We start from the raw sequence: 18,686 nt of genomic DNA on the forward strand, positions 1-18,686 counted from the left end.
CCGGCCCCGAGCCCGCCTGCGGGGTGCGGGCGGGCCCGGACGACCGCGGGGGCGAGCGGTCAGCCGACCGCCTTCTCGATGCGCTCCGCGGTGGTCTTCCACGCCTCGTCCCGCGGGGTGCCCTGCTGCTCGATCAGAGTCAGGCCCTGGGAGAAGGTGTCCTTGATCGTGCCGTCCTTGCGGCCCAGGACCTGCTTGTCCGGGATCTCCTGGGCGGCGGCACCGAAGATCCGGCCGATCGGCGCGTCACTGAAGTACTCCGACTCGGCGTTCTTCACCTCGTCGCTCTCCAGCGCCTCCCGCGAGGACGGAATGTTGCCGATCTTCTCGAAGATGTGGGCCTGCTGCTCCGGCGCGGTCAGCCAGGCGACGAGCTTCTTGGCCTCCTCCTTCACCGGGCTCTGCTCGACCACGCCGAGGAAGGACCCGCCCCAGTTGGCGCCCTTGGGGGCCTTGGCGACGTCCCACTTGCCCTTGTTCGCCTCACCGGCCTTCTCGCTGATGTGGCTGAGCATCCACGCCGGACACACGGCGGTGGCGAACGTGCCGTTGGCCAGACCCGGGTCCCAACCCGGCTGGAACTGGCGGAGCTTGGCCGTCAGGCCGTCCTCCGCGGCGTCGGCGGCCAGGTTCCACGCCTCCTTGACGGCCGGGTTCTTGTCGTAGATCAGCTCGCCCTTGTCGTCGTAGTACTGCTCGGGGTAGCCGTAGACCATGGCGTTGAACAGGCCGCTGGCCGCGTCCATGTAGGCCACGTCACCACCCTTGAAGCCCTTCTTGAAGGTGCGGCCGACCTCGACGTACTTCTTCCAGTCGCCCTCCCACAGCTCGGCGACCTCCTCGCGGTCGGTGGGCAGGCCGGCCTTCTCGAAGTAGTCCTTGCGGTAGCAGACGGCCATCGGACCGATGTCGGTGCCCAGCCCCAGCACCTTGCCGTCCTCGGTGCTGATCTGGGACTCCTTCCACGGCAGGAAGTGGTCGCCGCCCGGTACCTCGGCGAAGTCCGCGAACCTGTCCGCCTGGGTCTCGGTGATCTCCTTGGCCCGCCCGATCTCGATGCCCTGGATGTCCTTCAGGCCCTTGCCGGCCGCGAGCCGGGTCTGCAGCGCGGTGTAGTACGTCTGTTCGTCGCCGGCGATCTCGGCCTTGATGTCGACCTCGGGGTTCTCCTTCTCGTACTGCTCGAGAAGGCCCGTCTCCTTGATGCCCATCACGCCGTACAGGCCCATGGTGATGACGACCTTGCCGTCCTGTTTGCCACCGCCCGTGGCGGAGTCGTCACCGCCGCTGCAGCCGACGACGAGCGTCAGTGCGCCGGCGACCGCGACCGCCGCCACCGCTCTCGCACGCAACGAACCGGTCCTGCCCATGGATCTCCTCCTAGCGACGGCGCTGACGCACCCGAGTGACGCGTTCTGCGATGACCACAACTGCTTCGGTGATGGAATGGGAACGTGCCCAATTCAAGGTGGGTACGTTCCCACCAATGCATCGAAGACTCCTGGCAGCACACCGATCTGTCAATGACTTGAAGGCAACTCGCGACCGTGGTCGGGTTTTTGGCCGTCGTTCCCGGGGCCCTGGCGCACCCCGCCCGAGCTGCCGTCTGCAAGAATTGCCGCTGGTCACCTCCGCGGCCGGCACGGCCGCGACCGCCGAGGGGGTAGTACATGGCCGGGAACCGCCGTCCCACGATCAAAACCGTCGCCGCCCGGGCAGGCGTGGGCCGCACCACGGTGTCCCGCGTCGTCAACGGCTCGGATCTGGTCAGTGCCGATGCCCGGTCCAGGGTCCTGGCCGCGATCAAGGAGCTCAACTACGTTCCGAACTCGGTCGCCCGCGGCCTGGTGACCAACCGCACCGACGCCGTGGCCCTGGTGATCCCCGAATCGGAGAGCCGACTCGGTTCGGAACCCTTCTTCGCCGCGCTGATCCGGGGCGTCAGCGGCGCCCTCGCCGAGAGCCGGACCCAGCTGCAGCTCATGCTCGTCCGCGACCAGGCCGAACGGGACCAGCTGACCGAGTCGGTGGCGGCGCGCCGCGTGGACGGCGTCCTGCTGGTCTCCGTCCATTCCGAGGACCGGCTGCCGGGCATGCTGGAGGAGATGGGACTGCCCACCGTGCTGGCCGGCCGCCGCGACGCGGGTGAGCGGCTGAGCTACGTCAACGCCGACAACGCCGGAGGCGCCACCGAAGCGGTCCGGCACCTGCTGCGCAGCGGCAGGACCAGGATCGCCACGATCACCGGGCCGCTGGACATGGACGTCGGCCGCAGCCGGCTCGGCGGCTGGCGCGCGGCCCACGAGGAGGCGGGGGTGCCCGTGCGGGAAACCCTGGTGGAGGCGGGCGACTTCACCGAGGAGGGCGGCCGCCGTGCCATGCGTTCGCTTCTCGAACGCGTCCCGGACCTGGACGCCGTCTTCGCCGCCTCCGACCTCATGGCGGTCGGAGCCCTGGCGGAACTGCGTCGACAGGAACGGCACGTGCCCGGTGATGTCGCCGTCGTCGGATTCGAGGACTCCGTCCTCGCCCGCCACACCGACCCGCCCCTGACGACGGTGCGTCAGCCGGTGGAGGAACTGGGCCGCACCATGGCCCGGATCCTCACCGACATCACCCGGCACGGCGCGCCCCGGCAGCAGGTGACGCTGCCGACGGAACTGGTGGTGCGCGAGTCGTCGTAGACGCACGACTCCCCGTCACGCGTACTGCCCGGAACCGGTGTTCGGCGCCGGGCAGTGCACGTCTCAGTGGTGGCACCGGAGTGCGGCGGGTGGGTTCAGGCGGTGTTCAGGGTCCATTTCTGGTTGGTGCCGCCGGTGCAGGTCCAGATCTGGGCGGGGGTGCCGTTCGCGGAATTGTTGCCGGTGACGTCGAGGCACTTGTCCGTACCGGTGTTGACCACGTCGTGGGTCGTGGCGCTGTACGACCACCGCTGCGCCGTGCTGCCGTTGCACGTGTAGAGCCGTACTCGTGCGCCGTCGGCCGTGGAGGCGGCGCTCACGTCCAGACACTTGCCGAGCGCCCGCACACTGCCGTCGGCACCCACGGTCCAGCGCTGGGCCGCCGTGCCGTTGCAGGTGTACAGCTGCACCGCGGTGCCGTCGGCCGTGGCCCCGCCCGCTACGTCGAGGCACTTGCCCGCGAGTCCGGTGAGGGTGCCGGTGCTGCCGCCCGGGTTGCCCGACGGGGTGCCGGACCAGGTGAAGGTGGCCGTGGTACGGGCGGGCAGGGTGTAGGTGAAGGACTGGCCGCCCCAGTCGACGCGGAGCGAGCGGGCCGAGGTGCCGCCGTTGTGGGCGATGAGGGCCTTGGAGCCGTCGGGGTTGCGCCAGGCCACGTTGGGCACCGTGCCACTGGCGGTGGAGGCGATCCGGTGGGCGCCGGGCCTGACGAACTTGGTCAGGTGACCGGTGGTGCAGTACTCGATCGTGTAGTCGACCTGCCCTGCCCGCGGGCCGCCTTCCTGCACGGTGATCAGCCCGGTGCAGGTGCCGCAGCCGCCGTTGTGCGGTCCCCTGTCCTGATTGAGCGCCAAGCTCCATTTGACCAGGCTGCTGCTCCAGTCGCGCGCATAGCCCACGATGTCGGCCAGGTCCTCGTTGTGCTGGTTGCCGATCCAGGTGCCGCCGGAGTGCTCGGTGCTGAACTGCCGTACGTTCGGGTACTGGTCGTGCACCTGGCTGCCCACCGCGGGGTCACCGGCGTAGCCGTGCCAGGCGATGCCGCCGAAGAGCGGATCGTTGCGCACCCCGGCGTCCGCGAGGACGGGAGCGCCGAAGTTCACCGGTGTCTGTTCGGCCAGGCCGCGGGTGACGTTGCGGCCGCCCGCGTCGGACGTCGTGGTGAGCCGTACGCCGACCCGTTCACCCGCGGCGACCGCCTGGGGCGTCGTGCCGGGGGCAAAGGTCAGGGCGAGGGCGAGGGTGAGAGCGGCGGCCAGTGACGCGGGGAGCCGTCGGGCGTGAGGTGCGCCGCGGAACAGGACGCGTCTGCGCAGGGGAGTCATGGGTGCGACCTCTCGGTGGGGGGTGTCCTCACCTTCAGGGTGTGAACCCCGTGGGGCGGCGCTGCCGAGGGGGCGACAGCGTCGGGGCCGCCTGCGGGGACCACGTGCGACACGGGGTGAGAACGGCGGGTGGCGTCGGGCCGATGAACCGAACGACTTATCTCACATCATGATTGAACTTTTAAGACATGCCCTCGTCAATACAAGGGTCTACGGAATCCGGCGCGCGGTGCGGAATCTCCGGCACCGCACCCCCGCTCGGGAGTCGTGCGGACCTCGACATGACCGCCGGGCACCCATGGGCCCCGGACTTTGAACTCTCCGATGACAAAGTATGGACATGTCAAACAGAAGTCCTCTAGCTTGGCGGCGCGAGTGCAGCGCCACCGCAGCAGACCGGAGCGAGATCCGGCACGGTCCGGTCCCCACCTCCTGGAGGACCAATGCCCCAACGTCTGTTCTCCCGCGCTCGAAAACACTTCGTCCCCTTACTGTTCGCGGGGACCCTGGCCGCCGGTCTGTGTTCCGCCCCGTCGGCCGCCGCCGCTCCCGCGGACATCCCGCCCCAGGAACCCGGGGTCACTCTGCGCGTGTTCGACGTGCAGACGCCCCTGAGCAAGCTGTGCACGCTGAAACCGGGTCAGACCCCCAACCACGACAAGCTGATGCCGACGGTCGACTGGTCCGCGGAGGCCGACTTCGGCGGATTGTCCGACCACTTCGTCGCGGAGGCGTCGGGCTACCTCAATGTTCCGCGCGACGGCTCGTACGTGTTCCGCCTGACCAGTGACGACGGATCACGGCTGGTCATCGACGGCGACCTCGTCATCGATCACGACGGCCTCCACGGCGCCGAGCCGAAGGACGGCGCGGTCCACCTCACCGCCGGTGCGCACCCGTTGCGCATCGACCACTTCGAACGCGACGGCGGGCAGCGGCTCCAACTGTCCTGGAAACCGCCGGGCGAGAGCGACTTCACGGTCGTGCCCCGCGAGGCGCTGAGCACCGACGCCGACGTCGTCCGCGTCACCGCGCCGGGCCGCAAGGAATGCGAGGCGAGCGGCGACTCCCCCGGCGACGGTCTGCCGCTCACCGGCGTACGGCCCGACCTGACCCTCACCGACCTGCGCCCGGACGGCTTCGAACCGCAGGTCAGCGGCATGGACTGGCTGCCCGACGGACGGCTGGCGATCAGCACCTGGGGCGGCTCGGACAACGTTGCCGGAGAAGTCTACCTGCTCGACGACGTCACCGGCACCACCAGCCGCGACGAGGTCACCGTCACCAAGGTGGCGAGCGGGCTGCGCGAGCCCATGGGGATCAAGTACGTCGACGGGGCGCTGTACGTCTCGCAGAAGCACGAGCTGACGCGGCTCGTCGACCGGGACGGCGACGAGGTCACCGACGAGTACCGCACGGTCGCCACCTGGCCGTACGGAGGCAACTTCCACGAGTTCGCCTTCGGCCTGCTCTACCGCGACGGCTACTTCTACGTGAACCTCTCGGTCGCCATCGACCTCGGCGGCGCGACCACCGTGCCGCAGCCGGCACCGGGACGGGGTGCCACCTACAGGATCAGCAAGAGGACGGGGAAGATCAGTCCGGTCGCGGGAGGGCTGCGGACGCCCAACGGCATCGGCTGGGGACCCGACGGCAGCATCTTCGCCACCGACAACCAGGGCGGGTGGCTTCCCTCGTCGAAGCTCGTCCAGATCAAGAAGGACCGCTTCTTCAACCACTACACCGAGCCCTCCGGCCCCTTCGACGACTCCCCCGTCACCGAGCCGGTGCTCTGGCTGCCGCAGAACGAGATCGCCAACTCGCCCTCCACTCCGCTGTATCTGAAGAAGGGCACGTTCGCCGGACAGATGCTGCTGGGTGACGTCACCTACGGCGGCCTGCAGCGCGCTTTTCTGGAGAAGGTGAAGGGCCAGTACCAGGGTGCCGTCTTCCGCTACACCCAGGGACTCGAAGCGGGCGTCAACCGCATCACCCTGGGCCCCGACGGCGCGATCTACGCCGGCGGCCTGGGCGCCGGCGGCAACTGGGGTCAGGAGGGCAAACTCAAGTTCGGCCTGCAGAAGCTGACCCCGAACGGCGGGAACACCTTCGACATCCGGACCATGCGTGCCGTGCCCGGCGGCTTCGACCTGACGTACACCCAGCCGGTCTCCGCCGCCACCGCCGAGGAACTCGCCGCGCACTACCGCGTCGAGCAGTGGCGTTACACGCCGACCGCGGACTACGGCGGTCCGAAGATCGCCGAGGAGCGGCTCGCGGTGCGCTCGGCGACGCTCTCGAAGGACGGCCGCACCGTCAAGCTCCGGCTGGACGGTCTGAAGCCGGGCCGCGTGGTGCACGTCCGCTCCCCGCGCCCCTTCACCTCCGCCTCCGGTGAGCAGTTGTGGAACACCGAGGCCTGGTACACCCTCAACCGGATGCCGGGCAAGCAGCCGCCGCCCGCCACCCGGTACGAGGCCGAGGAGGCGCGCCTGACGGGCACGGCCGGCGTCAACACCGACCACGTCGGCCATTCCGGCAGTGGCTTCGTCGACCGTTACGCCACGGCGGGCAAGGCCGGCACCACCTTCGACGTGACGGTCCCGAAGGCGGGCGCCTACGACGTGGGCCTGCGTTACTCCAACGGGCCCAACCCGTTCGAGGGCACCAAGTCCCTCTCCCTGTACGTCAACGGAAAGAAGGCGCGGCAGACGAAGCTCGCCTCCACCGGTGACTGGGACTCGTGGTCGACACGGACCGAGAAGCTGGGCCTGCGCGCCGGACACAACACGGTCGCCTACCGGTACGACCCGGGCGACACCGGCCATGTCAACCTCGACATGATCAGCGTCCATCCGCACGGAGCCCCGGTCACCCTCTTCGACGGCACGGCCGGTTCGCAGGCCCAGTGGCAGCACACCGACGGGAGAACCCCGCGGTGGCCGCTCGCCGACGAGAAGTCGATGGAGGTGTGCTGCGGTGACCTCCGCACCAAGGACGCGTACCAGGACTTCGCGCTGCACGTGGAGTTCCGCGTCCCGCTGCTTGCGCCCGATGTCACCGGGCAGGACCGCGGCAACAGCGGCATCTTCCTCCAGGACCGCTACGAGCTCCAGATCCTGGACTCCTACGGCGACACCACGCTCGGCACCGATGAGGCCGGGGCGTTCTATATGAAACGGGCGCCCGACACGAACGCGGCCACGGCGCCCGAGACGTGGCAGACCTACGACATCGTCTTCCGCGCGGCCCGCTTCGACGAGGACGGCCGCAAGATCGCCGATGCCCGGGCCACGGTGGTGTGGAACGGGCAGAAGGTCCACGACGACGTCGCCCTGGACGGGCCCACGGCGTCGGGCAGGGCCGAGACGCCCGCCGCGGGAGCCGTCCGGCTCCAGGACCATGGGAACAAGGTCCGGTTCCGTGACATCCGGATCACACCGCTGGCCCCGCTGGACTGACACCCGGCCCGGCGCCGGCCGACGCCCTCGGCGCCGGTCGGCGGACCGGGTGGTGCGGGGCCCGCGGGACGCACGAATACGAGGGGCGCACGAGCTGTCGAGTTCGTGCGCCCCTCGGGCTTCATCCGGATTTCGGTGGTGCCGGTTCCCGCTGCCGGAAGGCCCAGTCCATTCTCGGCTCGAACACGGCCCGGAAGGCCCGCCGCACCGGTGCCGTGCACAAGACGGTCACGCCCACGGCGGCAACGACGGTGACGGTGATCGCACCGAGCGGGCGGTGGAACCAGTCGTTGTGGGACCAGTGCCAGTGGTTGGCGGCCTGGATGACGAAGCCGTGCAGCAGGTAGCCGTACAGTGTGCCGGCACCGAGCGCGGTGTACCACGTCCGGCGTCGCGGAACGAGGGCGAGGAAGCAGGCGACCAGGACCGTCGAGCAGCCGAAGATCGCCAGCGTCATGACGGGCCCGTACCAGGCGGGCGCCGCGAGATCCTCGGCACTGGAATTGTGGAAGAACCAGGCGTAGTTCATCCGCGTCACGGCCCAGTACGCCATGACCAGCGCGCCGAGGAAGACCGGTACGGCCAGGATGCGTACCTGACGGCGCCGCACCCTTTCGAAGTGTTCCGGCTTGAGGGACAGGCCGAGTACGAAGTAGGGCAGGAACTGCAGGGTGCGGTGGAGGTCGAGGTCCTTGCCGATGGACGGGGCCAGGGTGGCCAGTGCCGCGATGGTGAGGGCGATGGGCAGCGGCCACCGCACGGACCGCCAGATCGGGGTGGTCAGCCGCCAGATGAACAGCGCGGCCAGGAACCAGGTCAGGTACAGGGGATCCAGCAGGCTGATCGAACGGTCCGGCTTGTTGTCACTCCACCGGGTGAAGAAGGTGTACGCCACCTCGAAGACGACGTAGGGCACGGCGACCCCGGTGACCAGACGCTTGATCCGTCCCGCGCTCCAGTCGAAGCCACGCGAGAAGTAGCCGGAGATGACGATGAACGCCGGCATGTGGAAGGCGTAGACAAGCGTGTAGAGGGCGGTGACGGTGCGGCTCTCACTGCGCAGCGGTTCCCACGCGTGGCCGACCGCCACCAGCACGATGGCCAGGTACTTGGCGTTGTCGAAGAGCGCGTCCCGCGGTTTCGCCGACCGGGTGCGCGCGCCGACCGGTGCGGTGGCGGCGCGGATCTCCCCCGTGGCCGGTGCCGTCCCGCCGGGCGTCGTCGGTGGCCCGTCCGTCTCCCCGGGGCTGCGCGAGGGCAGCGTTTCTTTCACGATTCCTTCCTTCGGGAACCCAGACAGAGCAGAACACCTCTTACGAGAGTTGCGTATGCGACACGAGAGTAACGACTCGGGAAACCGTAACCGGGGCGGACGCCGGGGTAAACCCGGGCCCGTGGTCGTGTCACCGTTGCGCGCGCGTACGCCCACCGGCTCCCGGACCCGCGGAATCCGCCCACGCCACGGCTGTCCACTTTCAGCCATTCACGCCGTGGGGGCACGCAGCGAACCTCTCCTCGATCTCCACCCCCTCTATGCTTCTACGTGCTTGTAGAAGGCCCTTGCCGGATGCCCGCGAGGGTGTGCGGCGTCGCGCCTACGGAACAATCGCACGCGAAGGAGTGAACGCCGCGATGGTGTTCAAACGACTGCTCGGTTCGCTCGGAGTGGGTGGCCCCACGGTCGACACGGTCCTCGACCCCGGTGCGCCCCGGCCCGGAGCCGCGCTGACCGGGCAGGTTCACCTCAAGGGTGGAGACGCCGACTTCGACATCGAGCACATCACGCTGGAGCTGGTGGCCCGGGTCGAGGCCGAGCACGGGGAGGGCGAGAGCGAAGGCGTCGTCGCCTTCGAGCGATTCACCGTGGGCGGCGGCTTCCGGCTCGCCGCGGGCGCGGCGCACAGCGTGCCGTTCTCCGTGATGCTGCCCTGGGAGACGCCCGTCACCGAGCTGCACGGCCAGGGCCTGGGCATCGTCCTGGGCGTGCGCACCGAGCTCGCCGTGGCGGGCGCCAGGGACAAGGGTGACCTGGACCAGCTGAACGTCGGCCCGCTGCCCGTACAGGAGGCGATCCTCGAGGCGTTCGGCGGGCTGGGCTTCGGCTTCAGGTCCGCCGACCTCGAGTACGGCCGCATCGGCGGCACCGGCCAGCAGCTGCCCTTCTACCAGGAGATCGAGCTGACCCCGGCGCCACAGTACGCCCATCAGGTCAACGAGGTCGAGGTGACGTTCCTCGCCGGTCCCGGCGGCATGGAGGTCGTACTGGAGGCGGACAAGCGCGGCGGACTCTTCTCCTCCGGCCACGACGCGGTCAACCGGTTCACCGTCTCCCACGACGGCGTCGAGCAGCAGGACTGGAACGCCGTCGTCGACGACTGGATGCGCCGGCTCGTGGAGCACCGGGCCTCGTACGGCGCGTACGCCGGCCACGGGTACGGCGGCCACCACGTCCACGACGGGCACCACCACGACGGCCACCGCTCCGGCCCCGGCATGGGAACCGTCGTCGCGGCGGGCGCGGCCGGGCTCGCCGTCGGTGTCGTCGGCGGCATGGTCGCGGCCGAGGTCGTCGACGAGGTCGGGGACTTCTTCGAGGGCGACGAAGACGAAGGAGGGGACGAGGACTGATCAGTGCGCGGTGCCCCCACCCCTCGCCTTCTACATAATTGTAGAAGATAGGCTGCCGACGCACGGACGCGAAGAGACGAGGAGTGGGTGGACATGGGCGTCATCGCATGGCTGGTACTGGGGCTGCTCGCGGGAGCGGTGGCCAAGGCCGTCCTGCCCGGACGTGATCCGGGCGGGCTCATCGGCACGACGGTCATCGGCATCGCGGGGGCCTTCCTCGGCGGCTGGCTGTCGTCGCAGTTCCTGGGCCGTCCGGTGCAGCGGGAGTTCTTCGACGCCGCCACCTGGGGCTCGGCCATCGTCGGCGCGCTCGTCCTCCTCATCGGCTACCGCGTCCTCTTCGGCAACTCGCGCGACTGAACCACCGAGCACGAGCAAGGACAACCAAGAAGGAGCAGGCAGTGGGTGTTTCCCTGTCCAAGGGCGGCAACGTCTCTCTCAGCAAGGAGGCCCCGGGGCTGACCGCGGTCGTGGTCGGCCTCGGCTGGGACGTCCGCACGACCACCGGCACCGACTACGACCTCGACGCCTCCGCGCTGCTGGTCGACGGCTCCGGCAAGGTCCTGTCCGACCAGCACTTCGTCTTCTACAACAACCTGAGGAGCCCGGACGGTTCGGTGGAGCACACCGGTGACAACCTCACCGGCGAGGGCGAGGGCGACGACGAGAGCGTCAAGGTGAACCTCGTCGGCGTGCCCGCCGAGGTCGACAAGATCGTGTTCCCGGTCTCGATCCACGACGCCGAGAACCGCGGACAGAGCTTCGGCCAGGTGCGCAACGCGTTCATCCGCGTCGTCAACCAGGCCAACAACCAGGAGATCGCCCGCTACGACCTCTCGGAGGACGCCTCCACCGAGACCGCCATGGTCTTCGGCGAGCTCTACCGGCACGGTGCCGAGTGGAAGTTCCGCGCCGTCGGCCAGGGGTACGCCTCCGGGCTCTCCGGAATCGCCGCCGACTTCGGCGTCAACGTCTGACACCGAGCCGGACCACACGCCGGGCAGGCCCGTACGGGCCTGCCCGGCGTGCTCGTTCTCTACCGGACGGGCGGGATGCGGTAGACCGAGACGTGGGAACGCGACTCGGCGGTGAAGGGGGCTCCGGCCCAGTCCGCGTGCCTGGCCTCCAGTTCGAAGCCGGCCAGCTGGGCCATGAGGTCGAGTTCGGCCGGCCAGATGTAGCGGTGGGGGCTGCGGAACAGCAGCGCCTGCCGGGCCCCGTCGAACCGGAAGTGGTGCGACACCACCCGCTGACGCAGGACGTCGTACGTGTCCAGGCCGATGTATCCGGGCTCGGACTGCCAGACCGTGGCCTCCTGGCCCGGTGGGAGCTTGCGCAGCTCCGGCACCCAGAGCTCGATCACGAACCGGCCCCCGGGGACGAGGTGGCGGGCGGCGTTGCGGAAGCACTCGACCTGCTCGGTCTGGGTGAGCAGATTGGAGATGGTGTTGTAGACGAGGTAGACGAGGCTGTACCCGCCCGGCACGACGGTGGTCGTCATGTCACCGATGACCACCGGGATCGTCGCCTCGTCCGCCTTGGTCCGCAGCCTCTCCACCATCGGGACGGACAGCTCGATGCCGGTGACCGGCACCCCCCGCTCGGCGAGGGGGACCGCCACCCTGCCGGTCCCGATGGCGAACTCGAGCGCGGCACCCTCCCCGGCGAGGCCGGTGAGCCGGTCGACGGCCGGCCCCAGGGTCTCGGGCGCGAACATGCCGGTGCCCGGCGTGTCGTAGCGCTGCGCGGTGTCGGCGTCCCAGATCTCCTCCTGCTGCATTCCGCCAACATGCGCCGACGACCCGTGTGCTGTCCACCCGATCCCCGGAGGCCGGCTCCACTCCTGGGCCCGGTCCGTGCCGCACCGCCGCCGGCCGCTTCAGTGGCCTGCAAAGGGCGGGTGTGTGAGGGTCTGGTGAGGGTCGTCAGGCGAGGAACGGGGCAAGCGTTTTATGCATATGCACCTGATAAGATCATCGAACTTTCAGTAGACTGACGGCGCGTCATGAACGCGTACGGGGGACAGTCTCTAAGGCCCCATCGCCAAGGTGTGAGGTGTGGTCCGCCCGTGGGCTCGAGCCGATCGACGGCCGGAATCCTCGAGTCGGATCGGTGGACCCTCCGCGCTCCCGGCACGATGCGACTTGAAGAGAGTCTCATGACGTCATTGATCAGGGATCCACTGTTGTGGATCTTGCTGGTAGTACTCATCGCTGCGGCGTTCGCAGTGATGAGGGCACGGAGAACCAACCTGGCGCTCCGCAGAACGAGGAAGGACCTGGAATCGGACCTGGGTCAGGCCCAGGGCCAGCTCGCCCAGCAGCAGGGGTACATCGCCACCCTCAACGCACGGCACCAGGGCGACCTCGCCGACGTCCGTGCGGATGCCGAGTCGTCGACCAAAGCCGTACTGAAGTCGGCGATGGGAACGCTGCAGTCCCTCGCCGAGGAGCAGCAGTTGCTGCTGGACGGCCTGCTGAAGAAGTACGGCAACGACACCGAGGTCCTCGCCGACCTGATGTCGGTGGACCACACCGGCAGCCAGTTCAGCCGCCGGGCCAAGGGCATCTCCGTCCTGTGCGGTGGCTGGCTGGGCCGGCGTGACGGCGCGGCGACCGTGTACGACGTGGCGCGCAGCGCCCAGGGGCGGATCAAGGACTTCAACCGGGTCGGCATCCACGCACAGGTCAGCGCCTCCGTCTCCGCCAAGGCCGTGGAGCCGGTGGCCGTCGTGCTGGCCGAGCTGCTGGACAACGCGACCACCTACAGCGCTCCGGGCACGCCGGTCGAGGTCAACATCCAGGCCGTCCCGACGGGTGTGTGCTTCATCGTCGACGATGCCGGCCTGGGCATGGACCAGGAGACCAAGGACCGGGCGGCGGCTCTGCTGTCGGCCGACAGTGAGGTCGACATCACCGGTCTGGGCGACCCGCCCCGGTTCGGGTTCGCGGTGTGCGGCATGCTCGCCACGCGGTACGGCTTCTCCGTCTCCGTCGGCTCGGTGTCCCCCTACGGCGGAGTGCGTGCAGTGATCCGTGTACCGGAAAGTCTCCTGGCCGCCGACGCGCCCGCACCCGCCGAGCCCGTCCAGGAGGCCGTGAGCCAGGAGGCCGCCCCGCAGCGGCTGGCTCCCGTCCCGGTGGGCCCCTCCCATGTGGTGGGCCGGACCAACGGCGGGCTTCCCAAGCGACGCCGGCGGCAGGGCCCCATCTCGGTGGTGCCCGCGCCGGACGACACGGCCGGTGTCGACGAGCAGACATCCGAACCGGCCAGCGAGGTGACCGCGTCACGCCTCGGGGCGTTCGCCCGTGGCACACAGCTCGGTCGGATCACGAACACCATGGAAGGACCTGATCAGCGGTGAACACCGACCTGTCGTGGGTGCTGAACGACGTGCTCGAGGTGCGTGGTGCCCGTCACGCCGTGCTCGTCTCGGGTGACGGCCTGCTGCTTCAGCGTTCGGACGACATCTCGCGCGACGACGCGGAGACGAACGCCGCCGCCATGAGTTCCATGCAGTCCCTCAGCCGGGCGGTCGCCGGTTTCGTCGGGGCGGGGAACGGCATCTGGAAGCAGACGCTGCTGGAGTACGACGGCGGCTGGATCTTCCTGAGCGCCGCCGGTCAGGGCGCCTACCTGGCCGTCTCGGCGGCTCCGGACGTCGACATGGAAGCCGTGTCGTTCCGCATGCAGAAGACGGTGACGGCACTGAACAAGGCGATGAGCGTGGCGCCACGCGCGAACCACGGTGTCGGCTCATGACGGCTCCCGGCGAAGAAGGGTCCGTATCCAGCGACTTCGTCCGCTCCTACGTCATCACCGGTGGCCGGAGCCTGCCGTCTTCGGACGATCTTGCATTGCACACCCTCGTCACGCTGGCTCCCGAGCGGACCCTCCCGCTCGGGGCCGGGCCCGAAGTGACGGCGATCTGGGACCTGTGCGCGGGTGGCTACCTGTCGGTGGCCGAGGTGGCCGGCCACCTCGGCCTGCCGGTCGGAGTGGCCCGCCTGCTGCTGACCGACCTGTTCGAGCAGGGGCACCTGCTGCACCGCGCCGAACCGCCGCGGGCCCAGAACGTTGACAGAGCGACCCTCGAGAAGGTTCTGCATGGACTCCAATCCCTCATCAGCTGAGACGGCCCAGGGCTCCATCTACGTCTCCAACGCGGTGACCAACGCCGCGAAGATCCTGGTCGTCGGGCATTTCGCCGTGGGCAAGACGACTCTCATCGGTTCGCTGTCGGAGATCACTCCGCTGCGCACCGAGGAGAAGATGACCCAGGCCTCCGTCCACGTCGACGACCTGCGGGGCGTGACGGACAAGACCACCACCACGGTCGCCCTGGACTTCGGTCGTCTCACACTGAGCGAAGACCTCGTGCTGTACCTGTTCGGCACACCGGGACAGCAGCGCTTCATGCAGCTGTGGGAGGACATGGCGCGCGGTGCGCTGGGAGCCCTGCTCCTGGTCGACCCCGCACGGCTGGAGGAGACCTTCCCCGTCATCGACCTCGTCGAGGGGTACGGCCTGGAGTACGCCATCGCCGTCAACACCTTCGACCCGTCCGCCACGTACAGCGAAGCAGAGGTGCGTGAGGCGCTCGACCTGCTGCCGGACACTCCCGTCGTCTACTGCGACGCCCGTGACCAGCGATCCTCCGCGAAGGCACTGATCGCGCTGGTCCGGCACCTGCTCGAACGCGCGGCCTGACCGCCACGCGCCCGCTCCATCCGGGAACAGCGGTTCCCGGATCACCAAGGAAGACTTCGTGACTCCGCTCCCCCTTCCGAAGGAGGGGGGCTTCCAACCCAAGGGTTGCGGTCCAGCCCGAACCGATCCCTTGCGGGACACCTGAAACGTACACCAGGGATTCGCTTCCCCCACCGGCTGAAGCCGGTGGTTCCCTCGAAAGAAGTCCGATGGATCTTCAGCCGACAGCCGCGCCCACGGGCAGCAGATGCCCCATGCACGACGCCTCGTTCGCCGCCGACCCCCAGGCGCTCTACGACCAATTGCGCGCCCACGCCCCGGCCGGTCCGGTCGAGCTCGCGCCGGGCGTGGACGCCACGCTGGTCGTCGGGCACGAGATGGCGCTGCGCGTCCTGCAGAACACCGAGCTCTTCGCCCGCGACGCCCGCCGGTGGAAGGCCCTGAACGAGGGGCGCATCGGGATGGACAACCCGGTGCTGCCGATGATGGCGTACCGGCCCAACTGCCTGTTCACCGACGGTGCGGTGCACCTGCGGCTGCGCAAGGCGGTCACCGACAGCCTGGCCCAGCTCAACATCACCCGGATCCGCCGTGACGTCGAGCCGATCGCCGACTACCTCCTCGACCAGTTCAGCGAGCGGGGCCGCGCCGACCTGCTCAACGACTACGCCAAGCTGCTGCCGCTGCTGCTGTTCAACAAGCTCTTCGGCTGCCCCGCGGACATCGGTGACACCCTCACCACCTCGATGTCGGCGATCTTCGACGGCAAGGACGCCCTGCGCGCCAACGAGGACCTCACCGCCTGCCTCATGGAGCTGATCGCCCTCAAGCGGCGCCAACCCGGCGACGACGTCACCTCCTGGCTGATCCAGCACCCGGCCGGGCTGACCGACGAGGAGCTCAAGGACCAGCTGGTGATGCTGATGGGCGCCGGGGTGGAACCCGAACGCAACCTCATCGGCAACGCCCTGGTGCTGTTGCTGTCCGGCACGGGCGGCCGGCAGAGCGGCATGCTGATCGAGGAGGCACTCGACCACGTGCTGTGGAACCAGACCCCCATCGCCAACTACGCGACCCACTACCCGGTCCAGGACGTCGACCTCGGCGGCCATGTGGTGGAGGCCAACACCCCGGTCGTCATCTCCTTCGCGGGCGCCAACAGCGACCCCGCGCTCTCCGAGGCCCGCCGCATCCGCAGCAGGGGCGCCCACCTGGCGTGGGGGGCCGGCCCGCACGCCTGCCCCGCCAAGGACCCGGCGCAGGTCATCGCGATCACCGCGATCGAACGGCTGCTCAACGCGCTGCCCGACCTGACGCTGGCCGTACCGCAGGAGGAACTGCAGTGGCGGCCGGGGCCGTTCCACCGCGCGCTGGTGACGCTGCCGGCGACGTTCAGTCCGTCGCCTGCCACGCGGATGGCGGCGGCTCTGCAGCACCGGGCCGCGTCGGCCGGTGCGGAGCAGCCGCTGCCCGTGGCCCAGGCCGCCCCGGCGCGGCGGGAGTCGGGCCGGAGGAAGGGCTTCTGGAGCAGCTTCCTCGATGTCTTCCGCGTCTGATGCACGGCATGTGACAGGAGCAACACTCTGTGGCGCATGACGGAGGAGGGTGGAAGGGTAGATTCCGGCGGTACCGGTAGCGCCCAGCCAAAGGAGCTTCGCGTGACCGCCGTTGGCGAAATACGTGACACAAGCACCATCCCCGGCACCAGTAACACGGACCGCCGAACCGTCATCTCCCTCCTCCGTCGACTGCGTTCGAGTGAAGGACAGACCAACCCGCTTCCCGTATGGGAGGAACTGCGTTCCATGGGAGACGTCGTACGCGCCCCCTGGGGCGGCTACTTCGTCACCGGATTCGAGGCGTGCAGCCAGGTCCTGCGCGGCAGGAACTGGCTCGTCCCGGACTTCGCCTGGCAGGAGCGCCAGTCGGACCAGGACCGCTGGGAAGACCCCGCCACCCGTGAGATGACCAGAACCCTGATCCGCCTCAACGCCCCCACCCACACCTGCCAGCGGCGGGCTCTGGGCAACCCCTTCGACCGCTCCTCGATCGAGCACGCGCGCCCCCGGATCGCCGCTCTCGTCTCCGGTCTCCTCGACGAACTCGCCGACCGGCTCAGCGCCGACGGCGAGGCGGACTTCAACACCGTCGTCGGTGAGCAGTTGCCCGTCCGCACCGTCGGTCAGTGGCTCGGCCTCGATCCGGCCGACCACGCGCGCATCCTGGACTTCACCCACCGGCAGGTCTACGCACAGGAGTTGCTGCCCAGCAAGAGCGAACTCGCGATATCGGCCCAGGCCACCCTGGAGATGCGGGCCTACTTCACCGAACTCATCCGGCACCGGCGCGCACACCCGGGCGACGACGCCCTCACCGGCTGGATCCACTACTGGGACGCCCAGTACCCGGACGACCGGGCCGCGGCGGACCAGGTGATCTACGACCTGACGATGTTCATCACCATCGCCTCCCTGGAGACCAGCGCCGTCCTGCTGACCAACGCCGTCTGGTTCCTGACCCAGGACCCGTCGCGCGCCGACTGGCTGCGGCGGAACCCCGACCACATCGACGACGCGATCGAGGAGACGTTGCGCTACGACCCCCCTGTGGTCGTCAACTCCCGCATCGCCGCCGACGACACCGTCCTCGCAGGCGTGCCGATCGCGAAGGACACCACCGTCCACGTCCTGTACGGATCCGCCGCCCACGACCCGCGCCGCAATCCGGACCCCGGTTCCTTCGACATCCTGCGCAACGGCGGGCACCTCACCTTCGGCGGCGGCGCGCACTACTGCCTCGGAGCGGGCCTCGGACGACTTGAGGCGCGTGAACTCCTCGTCCAACTACTGGAACGCTTCCCCACGTTGCGGCCCACCGCACCTCCCACGTACGACACCACCCGTGTCGTGTTCCGCCGCATCACCTCCCTGAAAGTGACGATATGAACTCCCCGCTCCTGTCCGGCGACCCCGGCGACCTCGACGACCGGATACTGAAGACCCTGCGCACCCACCGGCAGGGTCCTGTCCTCACCATCGAGTTGAACGTTCCCGAGCAGGGCAACGTCGTCAGCGAGGCCATGCTGGACGACCTGCTCACCGTGCTGGACGACCAGGACCCCTCGGTGCGCGTCCTGGTGATGACCGGTGCCGGGCAGGACTTCTGCCTCGGCGGGGACCGCGAGGAGTTCGCCGGCCACCTCGCCCACGACGCCACCGGCAACGGCATCCGTGTCTCCGGCGTCAAGGCCCGACGGGTGTGCGACGCGCTGACGTCCCACTCCGCCGTCACCATCGCCCGCGTCCAGGGCAGGGCCATCGGGGCCGGCTTCGCCCTCGCTCTCGCCTGCGATCTGCGGGTGGGTGCCGACACCGCGAGCTTCCGGCTGCCCGAACTCGCCCTCGGTCTGCCCACGGCGTGGGGCGGCCTGCTGCCGCGGCTGGTCAGCGAGGTCGGAGCCGCGTCCGTGCGGGAACTCATCCTCACCGGACGCCCCCTCCCCGCCCAGGAGGCCCTCGGCCTGTCGATCCTGCAACGGGTCGTGCCCGAGGAGGCGCTCGACGCCGCGGTCGACGAGTGGGCCAGACCACTCCTGCGGCGCTCGTTGCCCGCTGTGCGGGTCACCAAGACGCTGCTGAACTCCCTGACCGCCTCGACCCGTCTCGCCGACGCGTCGGTCCTGGATCCCGAACTGATGGCGGCGGTCGCCAGCGAAGTGCACCATATGCGTACGCCCCGCTGATCGCGCCCTCACGGCGTCACCGGCCCCTGGAACACGCCGACTTCCGGGGGCCTTGTTGTGCGTTCTGCAGGAGCCGGGCCGTTTCGGTCGAGCACCACGACGACCTCGGTCTCCACCGGGTGGTCGAGGATCGCCG

15 protein-coding genes and 1 pseudogene are annotated in these 18,686 nt (G+C 69.3%); 12 read left to right on the forward strand and 4 right to left on the reverse strand.

Features of this window, described 5'->3' with window-relative positions; genetic code table 11:
- Nucleotides 1-59: 59 nt before the first annotated feature.
- A complete protein-coding gene (locus AB0I73_RS12150; protein ID WP_363036368.1) occupies nt 60-1,370 on the reverse strand; it encodes an ABC transporter substrate-binding protein in 1,311 nt (436 codons plus the stop codon).
- A 300-nt stretch (nt 1,371-1,670) separates the two neighbouring features.
- Between AB0I73_RS12150 and AB0I73_RS12155 the strand changes: the two genes are divergently transcribed.
- A complete protein-coding gene (locus tag AB0I73_RS12155) occupies nt 1,671-2,684 on the forward strand; it encodes a LacI family DNA-binding transcriptional regulator (protein WP_363036370.1) in 1,014 nt (337 codons plus the stop codon).
- Between the two features lie 95 nt (nt 2,685-2,779).
- Here the strand turns inward: AB0I73_RS12155 and AB0I73_RS12160 are convergent.
- Nucleotides 2,780-3,784 (reverse strand): annotated as a pseudogene (locus AB0I73_RS12160) (lectin); the annotation flags it as partial.
- Between the two features lie 668 nt (nt 3,785-4,452).
- On the opposite strand from AB0I73_RS12160, the gene AB0I73_RS12165 reads away from it, so the two are divergent.
- Complete coding sequence (locus AB0I73_RS12165) at nt 4,453-7,470, forward strand: family 16 glycoside hydrolase (protein WP_363036372.1); 3,018 nt, start codon at nt 4,453-4,455, stop codon at nt 7,468-7,470.
- 121 nt (nt 7,471-7,591) lie between these two features.
- Here AB0I73_RS12165 and AB0I73_RS12170 read toward each other — a convergent pair whose 3' ends face one another.
- A complete protein-coding gene (locus AB0I73_RS12170; RefSeq protein ID WP_363036410.1) occupies nt 7,592-8,656 on the reverse strand; it encodes an acyltransferase family protein in 1,065 nt (354 codons plus the stop codon).
- Between the two features lie 446 nt (nt 8,657-9,102).
- Here AB0I73_RS12170 and AB0I73_RS12175 point away from each other — a divergent pair, with 446 nt between their 5' ends.
- The 3 genes from AB0I73_RS12175 (at nt 9,103) to AB0I73_RS12185 (ending at nt 11,075) form a co-directional block, all read left to right on the forward strand.
- Entirely contained in the window at nt 9,103-10,098 is a 996-nt protein-coding gene (locus AB0I73_RS12175) for a sporulation protein (protein WP_363036374.1), read from the forward strand.
- 93 nt (nt 10,099-10,191) lie between these two features.
- Nucleotides 10,192-10,458: a GlsB/YeaQ/YmgE family stress response membrane protein gene (locus tag AB0I73_RS12180; protein WP_363036376.1), complete on the forward strand. Its 267-nt coding sequence runs from the start codon at nt 10,192-10,194 to the stop codon at nt 10,456-10,458.
- Between the two features lie 41 nt (nt 10,459-10,499).
- A complete protein-coding gene (locus tag AB0I73_RS12185) occupies nt 10,500-11,075 on the forward strand; it encodes a TerD family protein (RefSeq protein ID WP_202276978.1) in 576 nt (191 codons plus the stop codon).
- A 59-nt stretch (nt 11,076-11,134) separates the two neighbouring features.
- Here AB0I73_RS12185 and AB0I73_RS12190 read toward each other — a convergent pair whose 3' ends face one another.
- Nucleotides 11,135-11,878, reverse strand: coding sequence for a class I SAM-dependent methyltransferase (locus AB0I73_RS12190; protein WP_363036379.1), 744 nt, complete (start codon nt 11,876-11,878; stop codon nt 11,135-11,137).
- Between the two features lie 378 nt (nt 11,879-12,256).
- Here AB0I73_RS12190 and AB0I73_RS12195 point away from each other — a divergent pair, with 378 nt between their 5' ends.
- The 7 genes from AB0I73_RS12195 (at nt 12,257) to AB0I73_RS12225 (ending at nt 18,550) form a co-directional block, all read left to right on the forward strand.
- Nucleotides 12,257-13,462, forward strand: coding sequence for an ATP-binding protein (locus AB0I73_RS12195; protein WP_363036381.1), 1,206 nt, complete (start codon nt 12,257-12,259; stop codon nt 13,460-13,462).
- A complete protein-coding gene (locus tag AB0I73_RS12200) occupies nt 13,459-13,860 on the forward strand; it encodes a roadblock/LC7 domain-containing protein (RefSeq protein ID WP_109378556.1) in 402 nt (133 codons plus the stop codon). Before AB0I73_RS12195 ends, AB0I73_RS12200 begins: the two co-directional genes overlap by 4 nt.
- Nucleotides 13,857-14,231 carry a DUF742 domain-containing protein gene (locus AB0I73_RS12205; RefSeq protein WP_109378557.1) on the forward strand — a complete coding sequence of 125 codons (375 nt, stop codon included), beginning with the start codon at nt 13,857-13,859 and terminating at the stop codon, nt 14,229-14,231. The genes AB0I73_RS12200 and AB0I73_RS12205 overlap by 4 nt, the downstream gene beginning before the upstream one ends.
- Nucleotides 14,206-14,808, forward strand: a complete 603-nt coding sequence (locus AB0I73_RS12210) for an ATP/GTP-binding protein (protein WP_109378558.1) — start codon at nt 14,206-14,208, stop codon at nt 14,806-14,808. Before AB0I73_RS12205 ends, AB0I73_RS12210 begins: the two co-directional genes overlap by 26 nt.
- A 254-nt stretch (nt 14,809-15,062) precedes the next feature.
- Entirely contained in the window at nt 15,063-16,364 is a 1,302-nt protein-coding gene (locus tag AB0I73_RS12215; protein WP_363036384.1) for a cytochrome P450, read from the forward strand.
- A 102-nt stretch (nt 16,365-16,466) separates the two neighbouring features.
- Nucleotides 16,467-17,753, forward strand: coding sequence for a cytochrome P450 (locus AB0I73_RS12220; RefSeq protein ID WP_363036386.1), 1,287 nt, complete (start codon nt 16,467-16,469; stop codon nt 17,751-17,753).
- Nucleotides 17,750-18,550, forward strand: a complete 801-nt coding sequence (locus AB0I73_RS12225) for an enoyl-CoA hydratase/isomerase family protein (protein ID WP_363036388.1) — start codon at nt 17,750-17,752, stop codon at nt 18,548-18,550. The genes AB0I73_RS12220 and AB0I73_RS12225 overlap by 4 nt, the downstream gene beginning before the upstream one ends.
- The last annotated feature ends 136 nt before the right edge of the window (nt 18,551-18,686 follow it).

The sequence above is a fragment of the Streptomyces sp. NPDC050388 genome, from assembly GCF_040655635.1.
Taxonomy (GTDB): Bacteria; Actinomycetota; Actinomycetes; order Streptomycetales; family Streptomycetaceae; genus Streptomyces.

What these genes read in the sequence shown, in the direction of transcription:
- AB0I73_RS12150 (WP_363036368.1), bottom strand. Translation starts at nt 1,370, where the DNA reads ATGGGCAGGACCGGTTCGTTGCGTGCGAGAGCGGTGGCGGCGGTCGCG.
- AB0I73_RS12155 (WP_363036370.1), top strand. Translation starts at nt 1,671, where the DNA reads ATGGCCGGGAACCGCCGTCCCACGATCAAAACCGTCGCCGCCCGGGCA.
- AB0I73_RS12165 (WP_363036372.1), top strand. Translation starts at nt 4,453, where the DNA reads ATGCCCCAACGTCTGTTCTCCCGCGCTCGAAAACACTTCGTCCCCTTA.
- AB0I73_RS12175 (WP_363036374.1), top strand. Translation starts at nt 9,103, where the DNA reads ATGGTGTTCAAACGACTGCTCGGTTCGCTCGGAGTGGGTGGCCCCACG.
- AB0I73_RS12180 (WP_363036376.1), top strand. Translation starts at nt 10,192, where the DNA reads ATGGGCGTCATCGCATGGCTGGTACTGGGGCTGCTCGCGGGAGCGGTG.
- AB0I73_RS12190 (WP_363036379.1), bottom strand. Translation starts at nt 11,878, where the DNA reads ATGCAGCAGGAGGAGATCTGGGACGCCGACACCGCGCAGCGCTACGAC.
- AB0I73_RS12195 (WP_363036381.1), top strand. Translation starts at nt 12,257, where the DNA reads ATGACGTCATTGATCAGGGATCCACTGTTGTGGATCTTGCTGGTAGTA.
- AB0I73_RS12205 (WP_109378557.1), top strand. Translation starts at nt 13,857, where the DNA reads ATGACGGCTCCCGGCGAAGAAGGGTCCGTATCCAGCGACTTCGTCCGC.
- AB0I73_RS12210 (WP_109378558.1), top strand. Translation starts at nt 14,206, where the DNA reads ATGGACTCCAATCCCTCATCAGCTGAGACGGCCCAGGGCTCCATCTAC.
- AB0I73_RS12215 (WP_363036384.1), top strand. Translation starts at nt 15,063, where the DNA reads ATGCACGACGCCTCGTTCGCCGCCGACCCCCAGGCGCTCTACGACCAA.
- AB0I73_RS12225 (WP_363036388.1), top strand. Translation starts at nt 17,750, where the DNA reads ATGAACTCCCCGCTCCTGTCCGGCGACCCCGGCGACCTCGACGACCGG.